A 23,928-nucleotide genomic window follows, 5' to 3' on the forward strand; every position below is an offset into this window, starting at 1 on the left:
GGAACAGCCTGTTCTTCGGAAGTGTGAAAGGAATACAGAACTCCGCAATCTATAATACCTTTATAGAAACATGCAAACAGGCAGGAGTCTCCTTCAGGGATTACTTCTGCAGGCTGCTCAGAGAATTAAAAAAGGGAAGAACGGATTACGAAAACCTGCTTCCCATGACAATATGCAAATAATAATCGTTAAATTTGTGGACTCTTTTTTAGACGGGCGCTTGCTGGCGTCCGTCTAAAAGGGGACAGTATGCTCGGCATGAGTATTAGCTAACGGGTGCAAGTCCCTAATGAGCCCTAATAGCGGGAATCATACAGCCAATAGCAAGGGTGTCCATCGTGAGGTGGAATCTGAAAGAAGCTGGCGGCAAACATCTGGTCTGACGAACAGAAACTTCATATAAGGCATAAAAACCGTGGGCAAGGTTGCTGTCCAAACCAAAGCCCTATAGCTATTCGGAACGGTTAATGTAGATGAAGCAGACATAAGATGGAAAGTTAATACCCTTATCCGAGGAGGTCTCACGGACATACAGATTAGTTTTTTTTTTTTACGAAATGTATGGAGTAAAGCTTGCCGTGAGAAGTCAGCAGATGTCATAGTAGCAAACGTGTCGATAAGTTTGTGAAGGACTGAACCTAATAATTAAACGATAGTAATAGAAACATACCTAATGAAAGAACGAATGCAGAAAACATTATCCGAAGTTAATGACTGCCCTCAAAGAGATAGGTCGGAAACCGAATGGTATGAGGGAGTGCAGACTTTCATGTGGATATGTGAAGACAACATCGTGGAAGTACCATTCGACAAGGAACACCTTTTCGAGCAAATCCTGAATCCTTCCAATCTTAATCGAGCCTATAAGGCAGTGATTGGAAACAAGGGCTGTGGCGGTATCGACAATATGTCATGTGAACAATTGTTTTCATGGCTACTAGCCAACAAAAATGCGCTCATCCGTTCCTTGATGGACGGTTCTTACCGTCCGAACCCCGTCAAAAGGGTAGAAATCCCCAAGGACAATGGCAAGATGCGTCTATTAGGAATCCCCACGGTGGTAGACCGCTTGGTGCAACAAGCCATTAACCAAGTTCTTAGCCCTATCTATGAGCGTCAATTCTCCAGGAGAAGTTACGGCTTCCGTCCGAGGAGAGGCTGTCATGACGCGGTAAGAGGAGCTCAAGAGATAATCAATACAGGCTACACATACGTAGTAGACCTTGACCTCGAGTGCTTCTTTGATACCGTGAATCACAGCAAACTCATAGAAATCCTCAGCCGTACTATTAAAGACGGCAGAGTTGTCAGTCTAATACACAAGTACCTCCGAAGCGGTGTAATGAACAAAGGTTTGTTTGAAACGAGCGAGGAAGGAACTCCCCAAGGAGGACCACTAAGTCCATTGTTAAGTAATATTATGCTCAATGAACTGGACAAGGAACTCGAACGCAGAGGACTTCCTTTTGTGCGCTATGCCGATGACTCAATGATATTCTGCAAATCCAAAAGGGCGGCAAGAAGAGTCAGGGAGTCCATAACCCGATTTATAGAGGGAACTCTATATCTCAAAGTCAACAAGGAAAAGACTGTAGTGTCATATGTCCAAGGAGTGAAGTATCTCGGGTATTCCTTTTATGTAACGAAAGGCAAATGTCGTCTCACAGTGCATCCGAAATCCAAATCTAAGATTAAATCAAGACTTAAAGAACTGACGAATCGTAGCAACGGATGGGGATACATGAAGAGGAAACAGAAACTGAAAGAATACATACATGGATGGATTGGATACTATCATCTTGCCGAAATGAAACGTTTTCTTCTTGACACAGATGAGTGGTTAAGACGGAGAATACGTATGTGTATATGGAAAGCTTGGAAGAAACCCAAGACCAAGGTGGCAAACCTCATTAAATGTGGTATAGAAAAATACAATGCACGGAAATGGGGTAATACTCGCAAAGGTTATTGGCGTATCGCTGATAGCCCTATATTGAAAGTGGCGATAAATAATGATAGCCTGCGAAAGGCAGGATATCCTACCTTAATGGACTCGTATCTCGAATGGCGCCCAAAATAGGAACCGCCGTATGCCGAACGGCAAGTACGGTGGTGGTGTGCTATGTAGAGTTTTTCTTAAACTCAAAACTGACAATTAGATGGAAGCAGTCCTTCCACTATCGGTAAATAGGTACCGGTAGTAAACCGGCAAGTGCTGCTTTATCTGAAAAGATATTGTAGTGAACGACTTGTTAAAAGGCTATAAAAAAAAAAATAGTCAGGTAGGCGGACAAAAGATGAACGGAAGTGAACCGCTGATGAAGCATCGAAATGTACGTTAGACTACATCAGAACTTGGTTTTCACCACAAACCTTGGATAAGAATAAGAGATACCTATACTGCTGCTTATTCGATGTACGGTGTTAAGGCGGCATGATTTGTCTGTAGGCTAATTGTCGGAACATAGGAACCTGCTTCAGAATGTTAAAGGAAAATACACAAGTGAAAGAAGCACAAGGTAGAAATACTGATGTCTGATGCAGGGGCGGATTACCTCGTAGTAGTGAAGAACTCTCTGTAATGGAGACGGAGCGAAGGGGGTAACTTATTCAAGCGAAATTGTATTGTACAACTTAAAATTTCATTAAGGATGACACAAAAGCAAGGAGCAAAACCATTCGATATTGACCGATGGAAACTATATTACGCATACCAGCGTGTGAATCAAAATCGAGGTGGTTCAGGTGTTGACAATGTCACACTTGAGAAATATAACAGTAATTTGAAAAGAAACTTATACAAACTATGGAATCGTATGAGTTCGGGTAGTTATGTTCCTAAACCAGTTAGACTGGTTCAGATACCGAAGCCTGCAGGAGGAACGAGACCATTGGGTATTCCAACAGTGGAAGACAGAATTGCACAGATGCTTGTAGTTGAAATGATAGAACCTGAGATTGAGAAGATATTTCATGAAGATTCCTATGGTTATCGTCCCAACCGTTCTGCTCATGATGCGCTTGGTCGTGCAAGAGAGAGATGTTGGAAATATGCGTGGGTTTTGGATATGGACATCAGCAAATTCTTTGATACGATAGACCATCAGTTATTGATGAAAGCCGTAAGGCTTCATGTAAAAGAAAGATGGATAATATTATATATAGAAAGATGGCTCAAAGTCCCATATCAGAATGCAGACAAAAGTCTGATTGAAAGGACCTGCGGTGTACCCCAAGGTAGTGTTATAGGACCGATTCTGGCAAATCTCTTCCTGCATTATTGTTTTGACAGATGGATGCAGATACATCATCCTGAAATCCCTTTTGAGAGATATGCGGATGATACTGTATGTCATTGTCGGAGCCAACGGGAAGCCGAATCGTTATATGAGGAACTAATAATTAGGTTTAAGTCATGCAAATTAAGCCTGAATGAAGAGAAAACAAAGATAGTATATTGCAAATCAAGCAGGAGAAAAGAAAATCACTCAAATGTTACCTTTGATTTTCTCGGACATACATTTCGACCATGTAAAACCATGCACAAAAGTTCCCGTGAAGCTTTTACAGGTTTCCAACCACGAATCAGTATGAAAGCTACAACGAAAATCAGGGCTACCATGCGTTCATGGAATCTTAAGTCAAAATCACATACTCCGCTGGACTGCATAGCTCATATGGTTAACCCCATACTTCGTGGATGGGTAAATTATTATGGCAAATATGGTGGAAAATCTTTTCAAAAATTACTTGGGTACTTCGATTTATTACTTGCAAGATGGGCAAAAGCGAAATATAAAACTTTCAGACGAAAGCCCATGTACGTAATATTGAAATGGCTTGGGAATGTTGCAGATAGAGATGCCGTTTTCTATCATTGGCAAATAGGTCTCAAACCAGCCAAAGGTACGATAAAGTTATAAGGTTGAATAAGAAGAGCCGTGTGATGGGAGACTATCACGCACGGTTCTGTGAGAGATTTAAGGTGAAACTCCTTTTATCTACTCGACTGAGAGGTCGGTGAACATGAAAATAGGAGATAAACACCTATGATTAATGTTTACCTCCTACTCGATCCCTAAAATTGGAAGTTTACATATGGATATGAAAAAGCTGTTATTTTTATTTATTGCTTTAGTTTGTACTTTTGTAGTTTCTGCCCAAAGTACATCATGTAAACAAAGATTGATTGTGGCTACCGATTTGGGTGGTGCAGATCCTGATGACACACAATCATTGATACATCTTTTGGTTTGTTCGGATGTTGTAGATATTGAGGGAATAATAAGTTCCTCCTCATGGATAGATTGTCCGGACTGGACTGCTGAAATTATAAAAGTGATAGACGGTTATTCAATGGTTTTGCCCATGTTGAGGAAACATTCCGATGGCTTTCCTGATGCTGGCTATCTGAAATCGATAGTGAAACGCGGGCAGTCGGTTTCTAACATGGCAGGTGTAGGCCAAGGAAAAGATTCTCCTGGTTCTGAACTTATTATTTCAGCTGTCGACAAGCAGAGTGATTCCCGACCAGTGTGGCTTTTAGCATGGAGTGGTATGAATACCATAGCTCAGGCAATATGGAAAGTTCATGAAAGTAGAACTTCTGAGGAGTTTAAGAGGTTTGTTGCTAAGATACGTATATTCGATGTGTTGGGACAAGACGATGCCGGGGCATGGATTGCAAAGCATTTTCCTGAAATACAGTATATACGCAATACTCAGGTTTACGGATGTGGTCCGTCTGATGAGTGGATAGCAGAGAATGTGCAGTCAAAAGAACCGTTCGGAGCAACATATCCCGACAGAAAATGGGCAGCTGAGGGAGATACACCTTCTTTCCTTTATGTTTTGGCTAACGGATTAAATGTGCCCGACAGTGTCTCATACGGTGGATGGGGAGGAAGGTTTTCAAAAGAACCTGTTGCAGGTGTAAGAGGTATGGATTTTATAGAAAAATCTGGTAAGAGTGAAGCACAGTATGATACATACTATATGTATGCTAGTGCACCAGAAGGTGTTAATGCTATAAATAAATGGAAGGAACATATTCTGAACGATTTTGCTGCAAGGATGATATGGACAACTACTTCTGAATATTCAGAAGCCAATCATCACCCAATAGTTGTTATAAACAATGATTCTACTTACAATCATATCAATATTGAGGTATCAGCAGGAGAAACATTATTGTTGGATGCATCTTCTTCGTTCGATCCTGATAATGATGATTTGCATTATGAGTGGATGGTGTATAATGAACCAGGAAGCTATAAAAGAACTGTTAGCCTGAATTATGATAATATGGGGAAATGCAAGGTCATTATACCAGATGATGCAAGAGGGAAGAATTTCCATGTTATATTAGTTTTAACTGATGATGGTGTTCCATCTCTTACTGCTTATAGAAGATTTGTCATAGACGTTAAATAAAAGATTTATTAATCCTGCCAGTTGATTGATATTATTGCGATAAGACAATAATGTCATAATTCTAAGTATATTCATACCACATTTCACTTTCACATCCTTCACATATCACTTCAATAACGCATAATAATTATTCTCGTTCTTGCGGTACTTCTTTTCCATTTCGGAATAGTCAGTTAACTGTCCATCACAAAACTTATAACTTGGGAACATTATGGTTTTCATTTAATTTGTAAATGTCTTATAGAATCTCTAAAAGTACGTTGCAAACAGATATAACTCCTTGTTGTTTGACACGTGTCGGACGAATTGCTGACAGCTGTCAAACGAATTGCCTACACGTGTCAGACAATTGTCCGACAGCTGTCAGACGATAAATAATTCTAGAATTTTAGGACCTGACACAAACTGTCTTTAAACAATTGATAATAACGGATATGTATTCCGTGAAAATCAAGGCAATAGTTTCGGGGAGATAAATTAAAAGCCTAAACTTGAGTTATAATGACAGACACGTTGATATAAAGAGAAATTCTGGTATTGTTCATGTATTAATCTTTTGAAACGAAAAAAGGTATAAAGTCATTACTCTATACCTTTTTTAATGATTTATTAGCTAATCAATATTTATTATTGTATGGTTGCATCATTACCGGAAGTAGCATAAAGCCCTATCATAGCACCAGTAAATCCGCCTGCTACGTTTGTCGACAAAATATCTCCCGAAACTGTTTCTCCCAAATTTTTGAATTCATCTTTTCCTGTAGCATAACTGAATGTATAGTTGTTTCCTTCGGCTTCAACCTGCAGCTTGATAGGTGTTGTGTCTTCAACTTTTACACTAGCAATTGTAGTAGAACTACCTTTTGCTGTACGTTGCAAAACCAAATAGTTGTCTTCAGCCTTTTTAGTTACACCGAACACATAGTTGAAACTTTCGCTCTGGTAGCATGTAATACCTGCAAGATCTTTTTCAGTACGAGGAATGTATGAAAGAGTTGTTGTTGCGGTAAAGTTTATATGTTGCTGGCGATAGAACAATGTTGATGTAGGAACTTTAGCTTTTATGTTTGTCTCATAAGGTGTTATGCTGAGCCCTTCTGTAGTAGTAGAAACAAATCCTTCCTTTGCTCCTCTTACTCCAACCCAACGGTAATCAAGTGGGGTTGTTGTAAATGAGTCGCTGAAAGTGAAATTTCCGTTAGGGAAGTAACCGTCTTTTCCTGTCATGTTTTTTACACCTTGAGGCATTTTAAGCTTTGCTTTCAGTGGTTCCAGACCACCTTCAAAAACAGGGAATGTGCCAGTCCAGTCAACTGGGAGTATAAATGTTTCACGTCCTGTATTTACTCTGTTTGTTTCATTTGGACGTATTGCCAGGAATACACCATAGTATTTACCGTCTGGTCCTTCTACTAAATCAGCGTGTCCAGCCCAGTCTACTTTCTCTGGTCTGTCAGCTGGCAAATGTCTTTGAGAAAGTATAGGGTTCTTTGGAGCTGGTTTGAACGGACCTTTAGGACTATCTGCTATAAATATAACTTCGCTATGCCATCCGCCAGTACCACCTTCAGCACACATCAGATAGTATTTGCCGTCTTTTTTATAAAGATGTGGAGCTTCTATCCATATAGGTTTTTTAGAAAGGTCTACTCCACCGTTTACAACAACCTTGTCTGTTTCTGGAATAATCTGGTCTTTTTCTGTATCATATTCCCAAACCTTTATTACTCTGTGACCTTCGTATAAGGCTTTTTCTGGTGCATCGTTATGTACTATGTATGCTTTTCCGTTATCGTCAAAGAAGATATCAGGGTCTATACCTTCAAAGTCAAGCTTTATTGGGTCGCTCCATCCTTTCATAGGGTCTTTTGTCTTGACAACCATGTTTCCGATATTTCCGGCAAATTGTGTGGTAATCATGTAGAAGGTATCATTGTTTGGATTGTATCTTATGGTCGGGGCGTATATACCTGCGCTTATTCCTGTATCTTCTACCTTAAGCTGTGAAGGACGGTCCAAGACGTGACCTATCTGTTTCCAGTTTACAAGATCTTTTGAATGGAAGATAGGTACACCGGGATTGATGGCGAATGAAGAACATACCAGATAATAATCGTCTCCCTTACGGCAGATACTTGGGTCAGGGTAACATCCTTGCAAGATAGGACTGTAGAATTCATCTTCACTCAAAGGATTATTGGTGTATACGTCGTCGTTTCCTGTATAAATGAAATCTTTGAAAACAGGAGTTCCCGGTTCCGGTTTGAATCCGCTTTCTGCACACGAAGTTGCTATAACTCCCAATGCGCCTAATGCTAATAATTTGATTTGATTTTTCATGATTAAATTAATTGAAATTTTACGTGTGTTTAATGATATAGTTGTGTAATCTTTACAATCGCAAAGATACTATAATGCTTTATAAATAAGTGTCACAGATGTTTCATAAGTTTTGTTGTGTGTTACTACATATAATTTTTTTATGCTTTACTCTATAGGGGGTATTGTCTTGATTTTTAGGTTTTTATATTAGGACGTGTAATATTGGCGCTATATATTTGTACTCTATGGAAATACTTTTCCCCACTGATGTAACGTATGTTATTATATTTGTAACATAAAAATTTGAATTTCGATTCATATGGTAATATTTTTGCATTATAAAAACATGGAACTATGGAAAAAAAAATTATTTTTATTTTTCTCTTTATTATACCCTTGCAGCTGTTTTCGCGCAGTAAGGTAGTAAGTGATAGTATTTTCAGTAATATTCTGAAAACTTCCAGAAATTACTCTGTTTATTTACCACCATCTTATCAGGATGATAAGAAATATCCAGTGCTTTATTTGTTTCATGGAATGTCGCAAACAGACCGTGACTGGCTGTGGCGAGGACATTTACAGGAAGTGGCCGACAGACTAATATACTCAGGTGAGGCAGATGAAATGGTTATTATTATGCCGGATGCCGGTGGTGATATATATAAGGGTTTTTGGAACGGGTATTTTAACATGCCGGGATGGAAATATGAAAGTTTCTTCTTTGAGGAACTGCTTCCTTATGTTGAGAAAAAATATAATGTTATAAGTGACAAGTCGCACAGGGCGGTAGCTGGCTTGTCAATGGGGGGAGGTGGGGCTACAGCTTACGGGCTGTGGTATCCTGATAAATTTTCATCGGTATATGCAATGAGTGCCCTTATGGATATACCTGAGTTTGGGGCGGCAAAATATGATAATCCTGATGATAAACTTGCAATATTGACACGGGCTGTTAAAGAACGTAGCTGTGTGAAATTTGTAGAAAATGCAAATGATCAGACTAAAGCAGAATTAAGAACTGTTGAATGGTTCATTGATTGTGGCGATGATGATTTTTTGTTGGATAGAAATATTGAGTTTTTCCATGCAATGAGGAATTCCGGTATTGGATGTCAGTTTAGGGTGAGAGATGGCGGACATGATTGGGAATATTGGCATTCGGCTTTGTATATGTGTTTACAGTTCGTATCAGATGGTTTTAAAGATTAAGATTTGTGTCTTATGAGATTTTTTTTAGTATTTGTTTTAATATCTCTTGTAAATGGAATAGGAGCTGAAAATCTCAGACTATGGTATTCTAATCCTGCAAAAAATTGGTGGGAAGCACTTCCCGTGGGTAATTCCCATATAGGGGCGATGGTTTATGGTGGTATTGACCATGAAGAGATTCAGTTGAATGAAGAAACATTCTGGTCTGGTTCACCTTATAACAATGATAAATCTGGTGCCAGTCGGTATTTGGGTGATGTAAGGGAACTGATATTTCAAGGGAGGAATGCTGAAGCACGGAAATTACTTGATGAGAATTTTTTTACAGGTAACCATGGGATGCGTTATCTTACGTTAGGCAGTCTGTTAATTGATTTTTCCGGTGTAGATAACGTAAAGAATTATTACAGGGAGTTGAATCTGGATGATGCGACAGCTGTAACCGGGTTTACTGTTGATGGGATAAAATATAAACGTACCGTCTTTTCATCGTTTTCAGGTAATGTAGTTGTGATAGACATTCATTCAGATAGCAATAAAATACATGATTTTGAATTGAAGTATACATGTCCGTTGGCTTTCGCTGTTGATAATGTGGGCAAAGACTTGATAGTGAAATGTAGTGGTGTGGAACATGAAGGTGTAAAGCCTGCTTTGGATGCTGTTGTTGGTATCCGCGTGATAACAGATGGAAAAAGCACTTCCGAAAAAGGAAAAATTCGTGTCAGTGATGCGTCACGCGCCACTGTATACGTATCAGCTGCTACTAACTTTGTAAATTATAAAGATGTAAGTGGTGATGCCATGAATAAGGTGATTGCTTTTCTTGATGAATCATCTTCGAAGGAATATGCTACATTGTTAAGTGAACATGTGGATAAATATAAAGAACAGTTTGACAGGGTAACATTCACACTTCCTGCTTCTGCACAGGCTGTGAAGGAAACAGATGTGAGAATAACTGAGTTTGGAAAGAAGGATGATCCTACACTACCTGTTCTGTTATTCCAATATGGACGATATTTGTTGATTTCTTCATCACAGCCGGGCAGTCAACCGGCAAATTTACAGGGTATATGGAATAAAGAAGTATATGCTCCATGGGATAGCAAATATACAATCAATATAAATGCCGAAATGAACTATTGGCCTGCAGAAGTTACAAATCTGGCAGAGACTCATTATCCTCTTTTTGAGATGATAAAGGATTTGTCTGAAACAGGTCGTAAAACAGCCAAAACTTTATACGGAGCAAATGGATGGGTGGCTCATCATAATACGGATATTTGGAGAATTGCAGGACCTGTAGATTTTGCGGATGCAGGAGTTTGGCCTAATGGAGGTGCCTGGCTTACACAGCATTTATGGCAACATTATTTATTTACAGGTGATAAAGATTTTTTACGCGATTATTACCCTGTAATGAAAGGGGCTGCCGATTTCCTATTGTCTTTCCTCGTTAAACACCCTGATTATGGATGGATGGTAACAGTTCCGTCTGTATCGCCCGAACATGGTCCTGGCGGAGTGTCTATAACTGCCGGTTGTACAATGGATAATCAGATAGCTTTTGATGTGTTGGAAAATACAAGACAAGCTGCTGAGATATTGGGAGAGAGTGGTGATTATATTGATTCTCTGAAAAATATGGCCGCAATGTTGCCACCTATGAAAATAGGCAGATATAATCAGTTGCAGGAATGGCTGGAAGATGTTGATGACCCGAATGACAAACATAGGCATATTTCTCATTTGTATGGATTATATCCAAGTAACCAGATTTCTCCATATGCTGATCCTTTTTTATTCCAGTCAGCAAAAAACACTCTATTACAAAGAGGTGACATGGCTACTGGATGGAGTATAGGATGGAAAATAAATTTTTGGGCAAGAATGCTTGACGGTAATCATGCTTATCGTATCATAAAAAATATGCTTAATATATTGCCTAACGATAATGTTGTCAAGGATTATCCTGAAGGACGTACATACCCGAACATGTTTGATGCACATCCTCCATTCCAGATTGACGGTAACTTCGGATTTACTGCCGGTATAGCGGAAATGTTGTTGCAAAGTCATGATGGAGCTGTTCATATATTGCCTGCATTGCCGGATGAATGGCAGGAAGGTAAGGTGACAGGATTGGTTGCACGGGGAGGATTTGAGATAGATATGGAATGGAAGCAGGGCAATGTAGAAAAAATTGTCGTGCATTCACGAATAGGAGGAACCATACGATTAAGAAGTTATGTTCCGCTTGAAGGCAAAGGATTGAAAAAAGCGAAAGGTGAATGCCCTAACAGTCTTTATGCGCGCGCCGATGTACGGAAACCTGTCATTTCTGAAGAACTTACATCTCCTGAAAAGCCTGAACTTAGGAATGTATATGAATATGATTTGAAAACAGTTGCAGGCAAAGATTATGTTATAACGAATAAATAATTTAAACAGTATAAATCCATGAAAAAACATTTTTTATTCTCTTTTATTTTGGCTCTGGGATGTATGTGTGGTGGTGAATCGGCGGCACAGTCGAGTGATAATGGCAATGGAACTTTCACAAATCCTGTATTATGGGCCGACGTGCCAGATCCGGACGTAATCCGTGTTGGTGACGATTATTATATGGTAAGCACTACTATGCATCTTATGCCTGGTGCGCCGATAATGCATTCCAAGGATTTGGTGAACTGGAAAATAATTAATTATCTGTATGACAAGCTTGATGATAAGACTTCTTATAATCTGGAAGGTGGTACAGTATATGGAAGAGGACAGTGGGCTACATCTTTAAGATATAGAGATGGAAAGTATTATGCCTATTTTTCTCCAAACGACACCCCTTATAAGGGATATGTATATACTACAGATAATCCTGCAGGGGAATGGACTTTGTTGGCGCGTACCCCGCATTTTCATGATGCTTCGTTGTTTTTCGATGATGATGGCAGGGTATATGTATTCTACGGAACAGGACAGTTACGTGAGTTGAAACCGGATCTGACAGGTGTTCTGGAAGGTGGACTTGATACAAAAGTATTCGAACGCGACAGTGAAGAGAACGGACTTCTTGAAGGTAGTAGAGTTATAAAACACGATGGAAAATATTATCTGATAATGATTTCATGGCCTGTGGGAGGCAAGCGACGTCAGGTTTGTTATAGAGCCGACAACATAGCCGGACCATATGAAAAACGTGTGATACTTGAGGATGCTCTTGGAGGATTTCCATATGTGGCACAAGGTACCATAGTAGACGATGGTAAGGGTAATTGGTACGGAGTTATTTTCCAGGATAGAGGTGGTGTGGGCCGTGTGCTTACGGTGATGCCTTGCCGTTGGGTTGACGGATGGCCTATGCTCGGAGATGAAAACGGTCGTGTGCCGGAAGTAATGAAAAAGCCTGTACAGGGATATCAATCAGAAGGACTGGTGGTTAGTGACAGCTTTAATGACGGTAGTCTTAAACTGAACTGGCAATGGAATCATAATCCTGTGGATTCTTGTTGGAGTCTGAAAGAAAGACCAGGTTACCTCAGACTGAAGACTGCCAGGGTTGTGGATAATTTATTCCTTGCTCCTAACACTCTGACCCAGCGTATGGAAGGTCCGCGCTGTGAAGCCGTCGTTTCTTTTGATATCTCGGCTATGAAGGATGGCGATGTGGCAGGATTCAGCGCATTCAATGGTGATGCTGGAATTCTTGCTTTGTCATGTGAAGGTGATAAAAAATATCTTAATATGAAATCGGAAGTTGTTAGTCTGAGTGATGAGAAGAAAGAGGTGACCGGTATTGACAGAAAAGTAATGGAGAAGGTTGAACTTGAATCAGATTGTGTGTTTTTGCGTATCGATGGTGATTTCCGATTGAATAAAGATATAGCTTCTTTCTATTATAGCTATGACAATAAGAATTGGAAAAAGATAGGTAGTGATTTCAGGATGGTATTCGACTACAGACGATTCTTTATGGGTACTAAATATGCCATATTCAATTATGCTACCAAGTCTCAGGGAGGATATGTGGATGTAGACTTCTTTGATTATAAGCGAATAAGATAATCGCATTAGTAATGATAACAGTTTTATATATAATTTTTAATAGGTAGGCATCATACATAATATTGTAAATTTTAAAATATTGAGGATTATGAGAAAACATTTGTTTTTTTGTTGTCTCATTTGTATGGGAATGTGTGTAAGTGCAGCAGAAAGAAAAATATCAAGTCCGGACGGAAGATTAGTAGTGATGGTTTCGGACACTGACGGTAAGGCCACATATAGTGTGACATACGATGATGAGTTGTTCATAGCATCATCTCCTCTTGGTATGAAGACAAATATTGGAGATTTCACATCAGGGCTGTCAATAGGTGAAGATGTAAAAGTTTCTCTAATAGAGAACGAGTATAATCTGCCTAATATAAAGAAAAGTAGTGTTAAATATAGTGCAGGTAAGGCTATTGTACCGTTTATGAAGGATGGTAAGACGGCGTTTGACGTGGAATTCAGTGTCTCAAACAATGATGTGGCTTTTCGTTATACGGTTTATCCTAAGGGAAATACACTTTGTTGCGTGATAGAAGATGAGGCTACAGGGTTTACAATGCCTGATGGAACTACAACTTTCCTTTGCCCTCAGAGTGGTCCGATGGGTGGTTTTGCCAGAACTTCTCCAAGTTATGAAACTCCATATACACTGGATGCTGCTACAGGAAGCAACGGATGGGGCGAAGGATATACTTTCCCGTGTCTGTTCCGTAATTCCGATAAAGGATGGATTCTTGTTTCAGAAACTGGGGTTGACAGTTATTATTGTGCATCACACTTGATGGGAGGTAACGGTAATACGTATAAAATAGGATTTCCTAATCCGGGAGAATTCAATGGCAACGGAACTTCAGTACCGGGAATGGCTCTTCCTGGAAAGACACCTTGGAGAACTATTACTGTAGGACGTACTTTGGCACCAATAGTTGAAACTACTGTACCTTTTGACGTTGTAGAGCCTTTGTATGAAGCTTCAAAGGACTATACTGCAGAGTATGGTTGCGGTACATGGAGTTGGATTATTGCCGGTGATGGCAGTATGACTTACAATGACCAGAAACGATATATTGATTTTTGTGCCGACATGGGATACCGTACAGTACTAGTTGATGCATTATGGGATACACAGGTGGGATATGACAAGGTGGAAGAACTGGCACGTTATGCGAAATCAAAGAATGTAGGTCTCTATCTTTGGTATAACTCAAATGGTTATTGGAATGATGCACCCCAGGGACCTCGTGGAAAGATGGATAATACCATTAAACGCAGAAAAGAAATGCAGTGGATGCAGAAGGTTGGCATAAAGGGTATTAAGGTGGATTTCGTTGGAAGTGACAAACAAATGGCAATGAAACTATATGAAGATATACTTGCTGATGCTAATGATTATGGATTACTGGTTATCTTTCATGGTTGTACGATTCCAAGAGGATGGGAGAGAATGTATCCGAACTATGCAGCCAGTGAGGCTGTTCTTGCAAGTGAGAATATGAATTTCTCACAGGGAAGCTGCGATGCAGAGGCATTCAATGCATGTATTCATCCGTTTGTGCGCAACACTATAGGTAGCATGGACTTCGGTGGCAGTACGTTAAACAAATTTTATAATGCAGCCAACGAACCTAGAGGCAGCCGCAGGGTTACTTCTGATGTTTTTGCACTGGCTACTGCAGTTCTTTTTCAGAGTCCTGTACAGCATTTTGCAATGGCACCGAATAATCTGACAGATGCACCGGTATGGGCTGTGGACTTCATGAAGAAGGTTCCTACAACTTGGGATGATGTCAAGTTCATAAATGGATATCCCGGTAAATATATAATAATGGCACGCAAGCATGGTGACAAATGGATTGTTTCAGGAGTAAATGCACAGGACGAGACTTTAAAATTGAATCTGGACCTTTCTTCTTTCTTCAATGCCGGCGAAACAGTAACATTATACTCTGATGATGCTAAACTTAATGGTAAAGCTTCGGAGATAAAAATAAATAAAAAACAAGAACTTAAGATTTCCATTCCAAAGAATGGGGGATTGGTAATAACTAAAAAATGATGATTATGAAAGACATGAAAAATATATTTACTTTGGCTGCACTAACATTGGTATCTGGAGCAGCTGCACAGAATCCAGTAGTACAAACATGGTTTACAACCGATCCGGCACCACTTGTGCATAATGATACTTTATATCTGTATACAGGACATGATGAAGATAAAGCAGATTTTTTCTGGATGCAGGAATGGAGGGTTTATTCCACTACAGATATGGTGAACTGGACAGATCATGGTTCTCCGCTAGCTATAGAATCATTCAGTTGGGCTGATGACAGGGCCTGGGCAGCACAATGTATAGAACGTAACGGAAAGTTCTACTGGTATGTGTGTCTGCACTCAAAACTAAGTAATGCTATGGCAATAGGAGTGGCTGTGGGAGATAGTCCTACAGGACCTTTCCGTGATGCTATAGGAAAGCCGCTGTATGATGGTAATTGGGATTTTATAGACCCGACTGTGTTTATTGATGATGATGGTAGAGCATATTTGTATTGGGGAAATCCGAATATTTATTTTGCAGAACTTAATGAGGATATGGTATCGATTAAGGGGGAAGTAAAGAAACTGGAACAGACAGTTGAAAGTTTTGGTGCACCAAATCCTGAAAAGAGAATAAAGGGACAGAAATATAAAGATACATATACAGAAGGACCTTGGTTCTACAAGCGGAATGGTAAATACTATCTGCTCTATGCTGCGGGTGGAGTGCCTGAGCATATAGCATATTCTATGGGTGACAGTCCTGAAGGACCGTGGAAATATATGGGTGAGATTATGCCGCTTCAGGACACAGGGTCCTTTACTAATCATTGTGGTGTAGCCGATTATAAGGGCAATTCGTACTTCTTCTATCACACCGGCAAATTGCCAGGTGGAGGTGGATTCGGACGTTCAGTGGCTATAGAGGAATTCAAATATAATCCGGATGGCACTTTCCCTATAATAAATGCTACCAAAGAAGGAGTAAAACCTGTTTCTACATTTAATCCTTACAGAAGAGTTGAAGCCGAAACAATTGCTTTTTCGGAAGGAGTCAAGTCCGAACCAAATGCAAAGACTGGAGTTTATATTTCTGAAATTCATAATGGTGATTATATAAAGGTAAGAGAAGTGGACTTTGGTAAAAAAGGACCAAAATCTTTCCGCATAACTGCTGCCAGTGCTTTGCGTGGAGGTACAATTGAAGTACGCACAGACAGTATTGCAGGAAATAAGATTGCAGAAGTCAACATTCCTACAACAGGTGGATGGGAAGAATGGAAAACATTTAATAGTGAAGTTAAAACTGCTGTTACCGGAGTGCATGATGTATATTTTGTATTCCGTGGCCGCAAAGGTTGTAAATTATTTAATCTTGATTGGTGGGAGTTCTCTAAATGATGAGCTTTTTATATTAATTAATTATGAAAAATATATTATATAGTGTTTTGTTTTTTGTAGCTGGTATATTGTGGTATGTGGAATGTAAAGCTACAACAATAGAAGAAGGTTCATTCTATACAAAAGTATATAAAAATCTGTTTAAAGAATATTTAGGTATATCAGATAGAGAAACTAACAAGAAAATAAGTGATATATGGAATCATTTTTTTGTTAATCCTACAACCAAAGTTTATTTTGAAGATTCTGATACAACAGCATATATATTGGATACAGGAAATAATGATGTACGTACTGAGGGAATGTCTTATGGTATGATGATAAGTGTGCAGATGGATAGACGTACAGAATTTGACCGTATTTGGAGATGGGTTAAAAAGAATATGCATTATAAATCTGGTAAATGGCAAGGCTATTTTGCATGGCAATGTAATACTGATGGCAGCAAAATAGGAGTGGAACCTAGTTGCGCTACTGATGGAGAAGTATATTTTATTACATCTTTGTTTTTTGCTTCACATAGGTGGGGAAATAATGGAGAGATAAATTATGAAAAGGAGGGACAGCAGATTCTTTATGATATTATGTCAAAAGGAGATAAAGGAGAAATACGTAATATGTTCAATACGGATTCTTTTTTAATAACTTTTGTTCCTAAAGGAGAAATGTGGAACTTTACTGATCCTTCATATAACTTGCCTGCTTTTTTTGAATTATGGGCTTTATGGAGTAATTCAAATAAAGATTTTTGGGCAAAGACTCCTGATGCAGCACGAAAATTATTAGTCAAAGCTTCACATCCTATAACTGGTCTTTTCCCTGATTACTCATGCTTTGATGGTACTCCGCATCAACCCGATTGGAAAGAAGACTATGATGCAAGACGTTATCAGTATGATGCAATACGTTGTGCAATGAATGTGGGGATGGATTACTATATGTTTGGAAAGGATAAGACCAACCAATCTGATATGATGGAACGTTTGTTGAGTTTTTTTGAATCGGATGATTTTAAGCATGGACAGTTTGATTTGAACGGAAATAATCCAACCGGAGAATATTCGTCTGGTATGGCAGGTGCTAATGCTGTTGGCGCTTTTGCTTTGAAAAATAAGGCCTTAGCTAAAAAATATGTCTCTGATTTATGGAAACAGGAGTTCCCAATAGGTAAATATAGATATTATTCAGGTATGGTATATATGTTATCTATGCTTCATGTTTCTGGTAACTTTAGAATATATTGATTTTGTCTTTTCTTATGAGAAACGTGTGTTTTTTATATTTTATATTATTATCAACTTTTGTATGTGGTAATATTAATGCAACCGTAAGTGACAATAATGAATTGTGCTTTTGGAGAGGACATGACAGTATAATAGTCATGCCTTTGGCCGATAATGCTGTTAGAATAGTAAAAAAAGTGGGTGAAGTTTATGAACTTCCTGAAATGGTATATGTTGAAGGTAAGTCTGTACGTTTTAAATCGGTAAAAAGAAATGGTAAAGACATAATAATATTGAAGAAATTGGTAATAGAGGTTTCTGAAAATACAATTACTTTCTTATCACCTGATGGTAGATTGTTGCTGAAAGAAAAAGAACATAATATTTCTCCTTCACAAATTCAGAATGGCAGAACTTATATTTCTATGCAAGGCTTTCATTCTCCCGAAGACGAACATCTTTACGGACTGGGGCAGTTCCAGGACAATAATCTTGATGTGCGCGGACTTACAAGAAGGCTTACACAGGTTAATACACAGATATCAATCCCTTTTATTATGTCGAATAAAGGTTATGGATTGTTGTGGAATAACTATGGGCTGACAGACTTCAATCCGTGTGATGATTATGAAGATATGAAACCTAAAGCAGGAGAAGGACATGCAACTACTGTAAATGTTACTTCTACAACAGGTGGTGTGACAGAGGTCCGTCATAGTAACATCTTTACGGCAGAATTGGACATTAAAGAATCTGGACGCTATTCATTGATGCTTGACGTAGGTAGTAGGATGGCTCGCAAACATAATCTTGTAATAGATGGCAGTACTGTGATTGATATGAATAATTTGTGGTTTCCTCCAACAACATCTGTGATAGTGGAACTCTCGGAAGGACGTCATAAACTTGTTTCAGAACTGACTAAGGAAGATTCACCTAAAGTATATTACAGAAAAGTAGACGATACGACAGTGTTTTGTTCGCCTGTATCAAATGGTATTGATTATACCTTTTTTGCAGGTACACCTGACGAAGTTATAACTTCTTATCGTGAAGTAACGGGTGGCATACCAATGATGCCTTTGTGGGCATTGGGATATATACATTGCCGCGAACGTTTCCATTCACAATCAGAACTACTTGATGTAGCAAATCGTTTTAGAAAAGAATCTTTACCTGTTGACATGATAGTTCAGGATTGGCAGTATTGGGGTAAATACGGATGGAACGCGATGCGTTTCGATGAAGAGTTTTATCCCTCTCCGGCAGAGATGACTGATAGCCTGCATAAAATGGATATGAAATTTATGCTGTCAATATGGTCAAAGATAGATCCCTCTTCATGTTTAGGTGAGGATTTCTCGCAAAAAGGTTATTATATAAACGGTACCCAATGGGTAGATTTTTTCAATAAGAATGCAGCTGATTATTATTGGACCAATATGCGCGATAGTCTTGTTGGCAGATACAATATAGATGCTTTGTGGCTGGATGCTACTGAACCGGAGAATGATGACCTTTTGGATCGTAAGGTTTGTGATGGAAAATATCCGGGAGAGATGTTTAGAAATGCTTATCCGCTGATTGTTAATAAGGCTGTCTATGAAGGATTCCGTCGTGATATTAGCAATAAACGTGCGTTGCTTTTTACAAGAAGTGCTTTCCCCGGTATACAACGTTATGGGGTAGCCACATGGTCGGGTGATGTCGGTAATGATTGGGAAACCCTTAAACGTCAGATTGTAGCTGGGTTAGGTATATCTGTGTGTGGATTACCTTGGTGGACATATGATGCGGGAGGATTTTTCCGCCCTTCTAATCAATATACAGATAAAAGCTATCATGAAAGATTTTTGAGATGGTTGCAGACTTCAGTCTATCTGCCGTTAATGCGAGTGCATGGCTATATGAGCAATACTGAGTTCTGGAATTATGGTGAAGATGTTATGCGAATATCCCGTAATGCTCTTTCGTTACGTTATTCATTGCTCCCTTATATTTATTCTTGTGCTGCGGATGTAACATTCCGTGGTGGAACCATCATGCGTCCTTTGGTGATGGATTTTGCAACGGATACTACTGCACTGTCATTGAAATATCAGTATATGTTCGGTCGTTCATTATTGGTTACTCCTGTTTTAGAACCTGAAATAAATCAAATGTGTGTATATTTGCCTGAAACAGAAGGTGGATGGTATGATTTTCGTGATAATAGTTATGCTAGCAATAATGGGTGGTATGAAACGGGGGGGTCAATAGAGAATATTCCAGCTTTTGTGCGTGCAGGTAGCATTATTCCTTTATCGACTGAACTTACTACCACTTCATCATTGTCAGGGGCAGATTTTGAAATACGTATTTTCAATGACGCTGATGGTGAATTTTGTCTTTATGAAGATAATGGTAATAACTATGATTATGAGTCTGGACTATTTAGTGAGATAAAGATGAAGTGTAACAACAAGAAAAGGGTATTTACCATTTTTGATAAAAGTGGAAAGTTTGGTAATAGAAGAGAGGGGAGAAATATAAAAGTGATCCTTATATCTAAAAATGGAATATCTGAACGCGAAATATTATATGATGGATATAAAACAGTTGTAAAGTTTTAATGTATAAAGAATGAAATCAATACTTGGATATAAAAAAATATTATTCTTTCTCTTTTCTGTCGTGTTGGCGGGGGAAGTTTTTTCTAATGGAAAAATTGTGAATACAAGTATGCCATGTAAACTTCTTGAAGGAATCTCGTCGCGTGAATATTCCATCTATTTGCCGGAATCTTATGGTAAAGAAAAGAATAAAAAATATCCCGTGTGTTATTTGCTTCATGGAGGCAATTGTTCGTGTACGGATTGGGAGACATATGGTAATCTTCGTGTAGTGGCAGATAGTCTGATAAATTGTGGAGAGATGGAGGAAATGATAATTGTATGTCCGGAAGGAAATAAGAACAATATGATTTGGTTTAATGCTCCTCACTGGAAATATGAAGATTTCTTTTTTCTTGAATTTATACCCTATATTGAAAGGAACTATAATGTTGATGGACGTAAAGATAGCCGGTTCATAGCCGGTTATTCAATGGGGGGAGGAGCATCAATAGTGTACGGTCTCTCTCATCCTGATAAATTTTCGTCTGTGTACTCTATGAGCGGATATCTGCGTCGTCAATATTTGGAATTCCTTAAAGATGATCCTTCAGCGGAGTGGAGACAGCAGTTGGTTGAAGACCATAATCCAATACGAACAGTAAATGAAATTTCAGATGGAAGAGTTGATGCATGGAAAGGTGTGGATTGGTTTATTGATTGTGGAGATAAGGATTTTACTTATGAGGCCAACATTGCATTGGTACAGGCATTTCGCGATAAAAAAGTGAATTATCAATTGAGAATATATGGAGGTGGGCATGACTGGAACTACTGGCGACCATCTCTTGTTAGGGCTTTAAAACATATGTCTGATGTATTTAGAAGTATTAACCATAAAAAATAATTAATATGAAGACAAAAACTATTATTCCGGCTTTATCCCTTATGGCATTTTCCGGATTGGCTGCTCAGACTGCCGATGATGTGAAACTTAATATGCCGATAATACAGACAAAGTATACTGCAGATCCGGCTCCAATGTTGTATAATGATACTGTCTTTCTGTATACTTCGCACGATGAGGATGATGCAGAAGGATTCAAAATGAAGGATTGGCTGCTTTACACGTCTACAGATATGGTGAACTGGCAGGACAGAGGGGCTGTTGCCTCACTTAAAAACTTTGAGTGGTATAAAGGTGATAATGGCGCATGGGCTGCATGTGTTGTTGGCAGAAACGGTAAGTGGTATATGTATTGTCCTATTCATGGTCACGGTATAGGTGTGCTGGTGGCAGATTCGCCATATGGCCCTTTCAAAGATCCTATAGGCAAGCCTTTGATTTGGCAGAAAGAACATTGGGATGATATAGACCCAACTGTCCTTGTTGATGATGATGGTCAGGCGTATATGTATTGGGGAAATCCAAATATCTATATGGTAAAACTGAATGAGGATATGATTTCATATTCGGGAAATATCGTTAAGATGCCACATATAGAAGATTATCAGGAAGGACCTTGGTTCTATAAGCGTAACGGACACTATTATCTGGCTTTCGCTTCTACATGTTGTCCGGAAGGTATAGGATATGCCATGAGTGACAGTCCTACCGGACCGTGGGAATATAAGGGACACATAATGGATCATACAGTACGTACAAGAGGTAATCACCCTGGAATAATTGATTATAAAGGACGGTCATATTGTTTTGGTCAGAACTATGATATATTCCGTCTTCAGACCAGCCGTCATGCAGAACGCCGTTCTGTATCACTTGCCGAAATGACATACAATCCTGATGGAACAATTCAGGAACTTCCATATTTTCATGATTGTAATCTAAATCAGATAGAACCGTTTGATCCTTATCGTATGGTGGAAGCTGAAACGATGGCTTGGGGATATGGGTTGAAAACTGTTCCGAAAAATAAACAGGCTGCCGATCATTGGAATCAGTTGGTTACGGATATTGATGATGGTGAATATCTTATGCTTCGTGGTGTTGATTTTGGCAACGGCGCATCTTCTTTTTTAGTTTCAGCGTCATGTCATCTTTATGGTGGTAGTATTGAGATAAGGCTTGATGCTCCGGATGGTAAATGTATAGGGCATGTAGATATTATCAATTCTAAAACTGAATTCAAGACTTTCAAAACCAATGTAGAGGCAGAGGCCGGAATACACGATTTATACTTGGTTTTCCGTGGTTGTAAGAAACAGCAGAAAAACCTATTTATGCTGGATTTCTGGCGATTTGAACGTTAGTTTGATGATGACAATAATGCTTGTTTTCCAACCACTCAAACATTCAAAATAAAACGTGCGCACGTTTGAACTTAAATGTGCGCACGTTTTACTTAAAACGACAGTCCATTTTTTTTAAACGTATCAGCATAAAAAATTACCTGATGCTTTTGCATTTTATCAGTACTTTTTCTCCGTTGTTCAGTGTCGTGGCGAAGATGTATATTTGTCCTCCTTCTTTAATTTTTAGCTTCTTCCTGAGATCATCTACAGTCGAAGGGAAATTCCTTATCGTTATGTTTGCATTTGCAATATCCTTTAGAAATGTCTTCAGGTCTTTTTTGCTGAAAGAAGATGTCTCTATTACTTCGAATCTTCTTCCCGGAAAGTCTATCATTTCGTCTGACGTATAAAGGTGGCTGTTGATATGCAGCTTTCCCACTCCGTATCTTGATGATAAAAGTTTGAATGGTCCGGCCTTTAGTATGGCAGCTCCCGGTTCGTACAGATATTTACCCGGTTTTTCCGCAAATATGGTTTTGGCGTTCTTTTCTTCCTCGAATGTGAAGCTGAAATGTTGGGATGTCGCATTGCTGGTAATCTGTTCGCAATTTATCATCGTTTCATCGTGTGAATCGTTTTCATGTAGTGACTCATTTTTGAGGACAATTACAAGTTCCTTGCACTCGTTGTTCACAGATATAATATGTAGGCTGTCTGTAAATTTTAGTTCGGATAGTGCCGAATGTATGTCAAGCATAGGAGATAGCTTTACCATAACAGTCTTTCCTTTTTCAACCAGCGTATTTTCTATCTTGGTGATATCAGGTTCGCAATCTGTTATTGCCACAGTCTTTCCTCCGTGTTCGTTTCTTCTGGCAGGATCAAGGAAAATGCAGTCCACAGGTTGCATGCTTTTCAGATATTCTGTGCAATCGTCATTATGGATTTCAATATTGTCGGCTCCGAGTGTCTTGAAATTATGCTTGGCGATATTGCAGAGATAGTCCATCCTTTCAACGTAATGAGCCTTGTTGAAATTTCTTGAAATGAAATAACAGTCAACTCCAAGGCCGGCAGTCAGATCGACCATTGTGTCTCCTTTTAATAATGTGGATTTATATCGGGCTGTGACTTCCGAAGAACATTGTTCCATTGAGAGATGCTTAGGGTAGATTATTTCATCATTTGCGGCCCATGATGGAATCTTCTTTTTGGCTATTTGCCATCCGGCTATTTGTACGATGGCTTCTTCTGAATCGATGTCCTGTTTTTTGTTTATTTTCAGCGCGAGCTGTCGGACATCATCGTTGCGATGGCTCAGTATGAAATCTATGGTTTCTTGTGATAATCTGTTCATAAATATCCGCTTTTTGGTGGAGACGGCACAAAGATAGAATAATTGTTTT

The 23,928-nt window shown here is 39.0% G+C and carries 14 protein-coding genes and 1 pseudogene; 13 read left to right on the forward strand and 2 right to left on the reverse strand.

Annotated elements, in window-relative coordinates; genetic code table 11:
- The 4 genes and pseudogenes from NW213_RS02845 to NW213_RS02860 form a co-directional block, all read left to right on the forward strand.
- Window positions 1–182, forward strand: a pseudogene (locus NW213_RS02845) (IS66 family transposase); the annotation flags it as partial.
- A 491-nt stretch (window positions 183–673) separates the two neighbouring features.
- Window positions 674–2,080 (forward strand): group II intron reverse transcriptase/maturase, encoded by a 1,407-nt coding sequence (ltrA, locus tag NW213_RS02850; protein ID WP_258321796.1) that lies wholly within the window; start codon window positions 674–676, stop codon window positions 2,078–2,080.
- A 571-nt stretch (window positions 2,081–2,651) separates the two neighbouring features.
- Window positions 2,652–3,923 (forward strand): group II intron reverse transcriptase/maturase, encoded by a 1,272-nt coding sequence (ltrA, locus tag NW213_RS02855; RefSeq protein ID WP_258321797.1) that lies wholly within the window; start codon window positions 2,652–2,654, stop codon window positions 3,921–3,923.
- A gap of 181 nt (window positions 3,924–4,104) precedes the next feature.
- A complete protein-coding gene (locus NW213_RS02860; protein ID WP_258321798.1) occupies window positions 4,105–5,433 on the forward strand; it encodes a nucleoside hydrolase-like domain-containing protein in 1,329 nt (442 codons plus the stop codon).
- A 627-nt stretch (window positions 5,434–6,060) separates the two neighbouring features.
- On the opposite strand, the gene NW213_RS02865 is transcribed toward NW213_RS02860, so the two are convergent.
- Window positions 6,061–7,773, reverse strand: coding sequence for a glycoside hydrolase family 43 protein (locus NW213_RS02865; RefSeq protein ID WP_258321799.1), 1,713 nt, complete (start codon window positions 7,771–7,773; stop codon window positions 6,061–6,063).
- Between the two features lie 336 nt (window positions 7,774–8,109).
- Between NW213_RS02865 and NW213_RS02870 the strand changes: the two genes are divergently transcribed.
- The 9 genes from NW213_RS02870 (at window position 8,110) to NW213_RS02910 (ending at window position 22,540) form a co-directional block, all read left to right on the forward strand.
- Window positions 8,110–8,964 (forward strand): esterase family protein, encoded by an 855-nt coding sequence (locus tag NW213_RS02870; protein ID WP_154043115.1) that lies wholly within the window; start codon window positions 8,110–8,112, stop codon window positions 8,962–8,964.
- 12 nt (window positions 8,965–8,976) lie between these two features.
- Window positions 8,977–11,409 (forward strand): glycoside hydrolase N-terminal domain-containing protein, encoded by a 2,433-nt coding sequence (locus NW213_RS02875; protein ID WP_258321800.1) that lies wholly within the window; start codon window positions 8,977–8,979, stop codon window positions 11,407–11,409.
- A gap of 18 nt (window positions 11,410–11,427) precedes the next feature.
- Window positions 11,428–13,029 carry a glycoside hydrolase 43 family protein gene (locus NW213_RS02880; protein ID WP_154043117.1) on the forward strand — a complete coding sequence of 534 codons (1,602 nt, stop codon included), beginning with the start codon at window positions 11,428–11,430 and terminating at the stop codon, window positions 13,027–13,029.
- A gap of 124 nt (window positions 13,030–13,153) precedes the next feature.
- Window positions 13,154–15,073, forward strand: a complete 1,920-nt coding sequence (locus NW213_RS02885) for a glycoside hydrolase family 97 protein (protein ID WP_375338105.1) — start codon at window positions 13,154–13,156, stop codon at window positions 15,071–15,073.
- Window positions 15,074–15,078: 5 nt separating this feature from the next.
- Entirely contained in the window at window positions 15,079–16,455 is a 1,377-nt protein-coding gene (locus tag NW213_RS02890) for a glycoside hydrolase family 43 protein (RefSeq protein WP_204401600.1), read from the forward strand.
- A 23-nt stretch (window positions 16,456–16,478) separates the two neighbouring features.
- Window positions 16,479–17,699 carry a glycosyl hydrolase family 8 gene (locus NW213_RS02895; RefSeq protein ID WP_204390464.1) on the forward strand — a complete coding sequence of 407 codons (1,221 nt, stop codon included), beginning with the start codon at window positions 16,479–16,481 and terminating at the stop codon, window positions 17,697–17,699.
- A gap of 14 nt (window positions 17,700–17,713) precedes the next feature.
- Entirely contained in the window at window positions 17,714–20,290 is a 2,577-nt protein-coding gene (locus NW213_RS02900; RefSeq protein WP_258321802.1) for a glycoside hydrolase family 31 protein, read from the forward strand.
- Window positions 20,291–20,387: 97 nt separating this feature from the next.
- Window positions 20,388–21,176 (forward strand): esterase family protein, encoded by a 789-nt coding sequence (locus NW213_RS02905; protein ID WP_235339007.1) that lies wholly within the window; start codon window positions 20,388–20,390, stop codon window positions 21,174–21,176.
- Window positions 21,177–21,181: 5 nt separating this feature from the next.
- On the forward strand, window positions 21,182–22,540 hold the full coding sequence (locus NW213_RS02910; protein WP_375338100.1) for a glycoside hydrolase family 43 protein: 1,359 nt from the start codon (window positions 21,182–21,184) through the stop codon (window positions 22,538–22,540).
- 136 nt (window positions 22,541–22,676) lie between these two features.
- Here NW213_RS02910 and NW213_RS02915 read toward each other — a convergent pair whose 3' ends face one another.
- Complete coding sequence (locus tag NW213_RS02915; protein ID WP_258321803.1) at window positions 22,677–23,879, reverse strand: class I SAM-dependent methyltransferase; 1,203 nt, start codon at window positions 23,877–23,879, stop codon at window positions 22,677–22,679.
- Window positions 23,880–23,928: the final 49 nt, after the last annotated feature.

Origin of the sequence: Bacteroides sp. ET336 (genome assembly GCF_024733815.1) — a bacterium.
GTDB classification, from domain to species: Bacteria; Bacteroidota; Bacteroidia; order Bacteroidales; family Bacteroidaceae; genus Phocaeicola; species Phocaeicola cellulolyticus.

Coding starts and splice junctions, on each gene's coding strand:
- ltrA (WP_258321796.1), top strand. CDS start 674: ATGAAAGAACGAATGCAGAAAACATTATCCGAAGTTAATGACTGCCCT.
- ltrA (WP_258321797.1), top strand. CDS start 2,652: ATGACACAAAAGCAAGGAGCAAAACCATTCGATATTGACCGATGGAAA.
- NW213_RS02860 (WP_258321798.1), top strand. CDS start 4,105: ATGAAAAAGCTGTTATTTTTATTTATTGCTTTAGTTTGTACTTTTGTA.
- NW213_RS02865 (WP_258321799.1), bottom strand. CDS start 7,773: ATGAAAAATCAAATCAAATTATTAGCATTAGGCGCATTGGGAGTTATA.
- NW213_RS02870 (WP_154043115.1), top strand. CDS start 8,110: ATGGAAAAAAAAATTATTTTTATTTTTCTCTTTATTATACCCTTGCAG.
- NW213_RS02875 (WP_258321800.1), top strand. CDS start 8,977: ATGAGATTTTTTTTAGTATTTGTTTTAATATCTCTTGTAAATGGAATA.
- NW213_RS02880 (WP_154043117.1), top strand. CDS start 11,428: ATGAAAAAACATTTTTTATTCTCTTTTATTTTGGCTCTGGGATGTATG.
- NW213_RS02885 (WP_375338105.1), top strand. CDS start 13,154: ATGGGAATGTGTGTAAGTGCAGCAGAAAGAAAAATATCAAGTCCGGAC.
- NW213_RS02890 (WP_204401600.1), top strand. CDS start 15,079: ATGAAAGACATGAAAAATATATTTACTTTGGCTGCACTAACATTGGTA.
- NW213_RS02895 (WP_204390464.1), top strand. CDS start 16,479: ATGAAAAATATATTATATAGTGTTTTGTTTTTTGTAGCTGGTATATTG.
- NW213_RS02900 (WP_258321802.1), top strand. CDS start 17,714: ATGAGAAACGTGTGTTTTTTATATTTTATATTATTATCAACTTTTGTA.
- NW213_RS02910 (WP_375338100.1), top strand. CDS start 21,182: ATGAAGACAAAAACTATTATTCCGGCTTTATCCCTTATGGCATTTTCC.
- NW213_RS02915 (WP_258321803.1), bottom strand. CDS start 23,879: ATGAACAGATTATCACAAGAAACCATAGATTTCATACTGAGCCATCGC.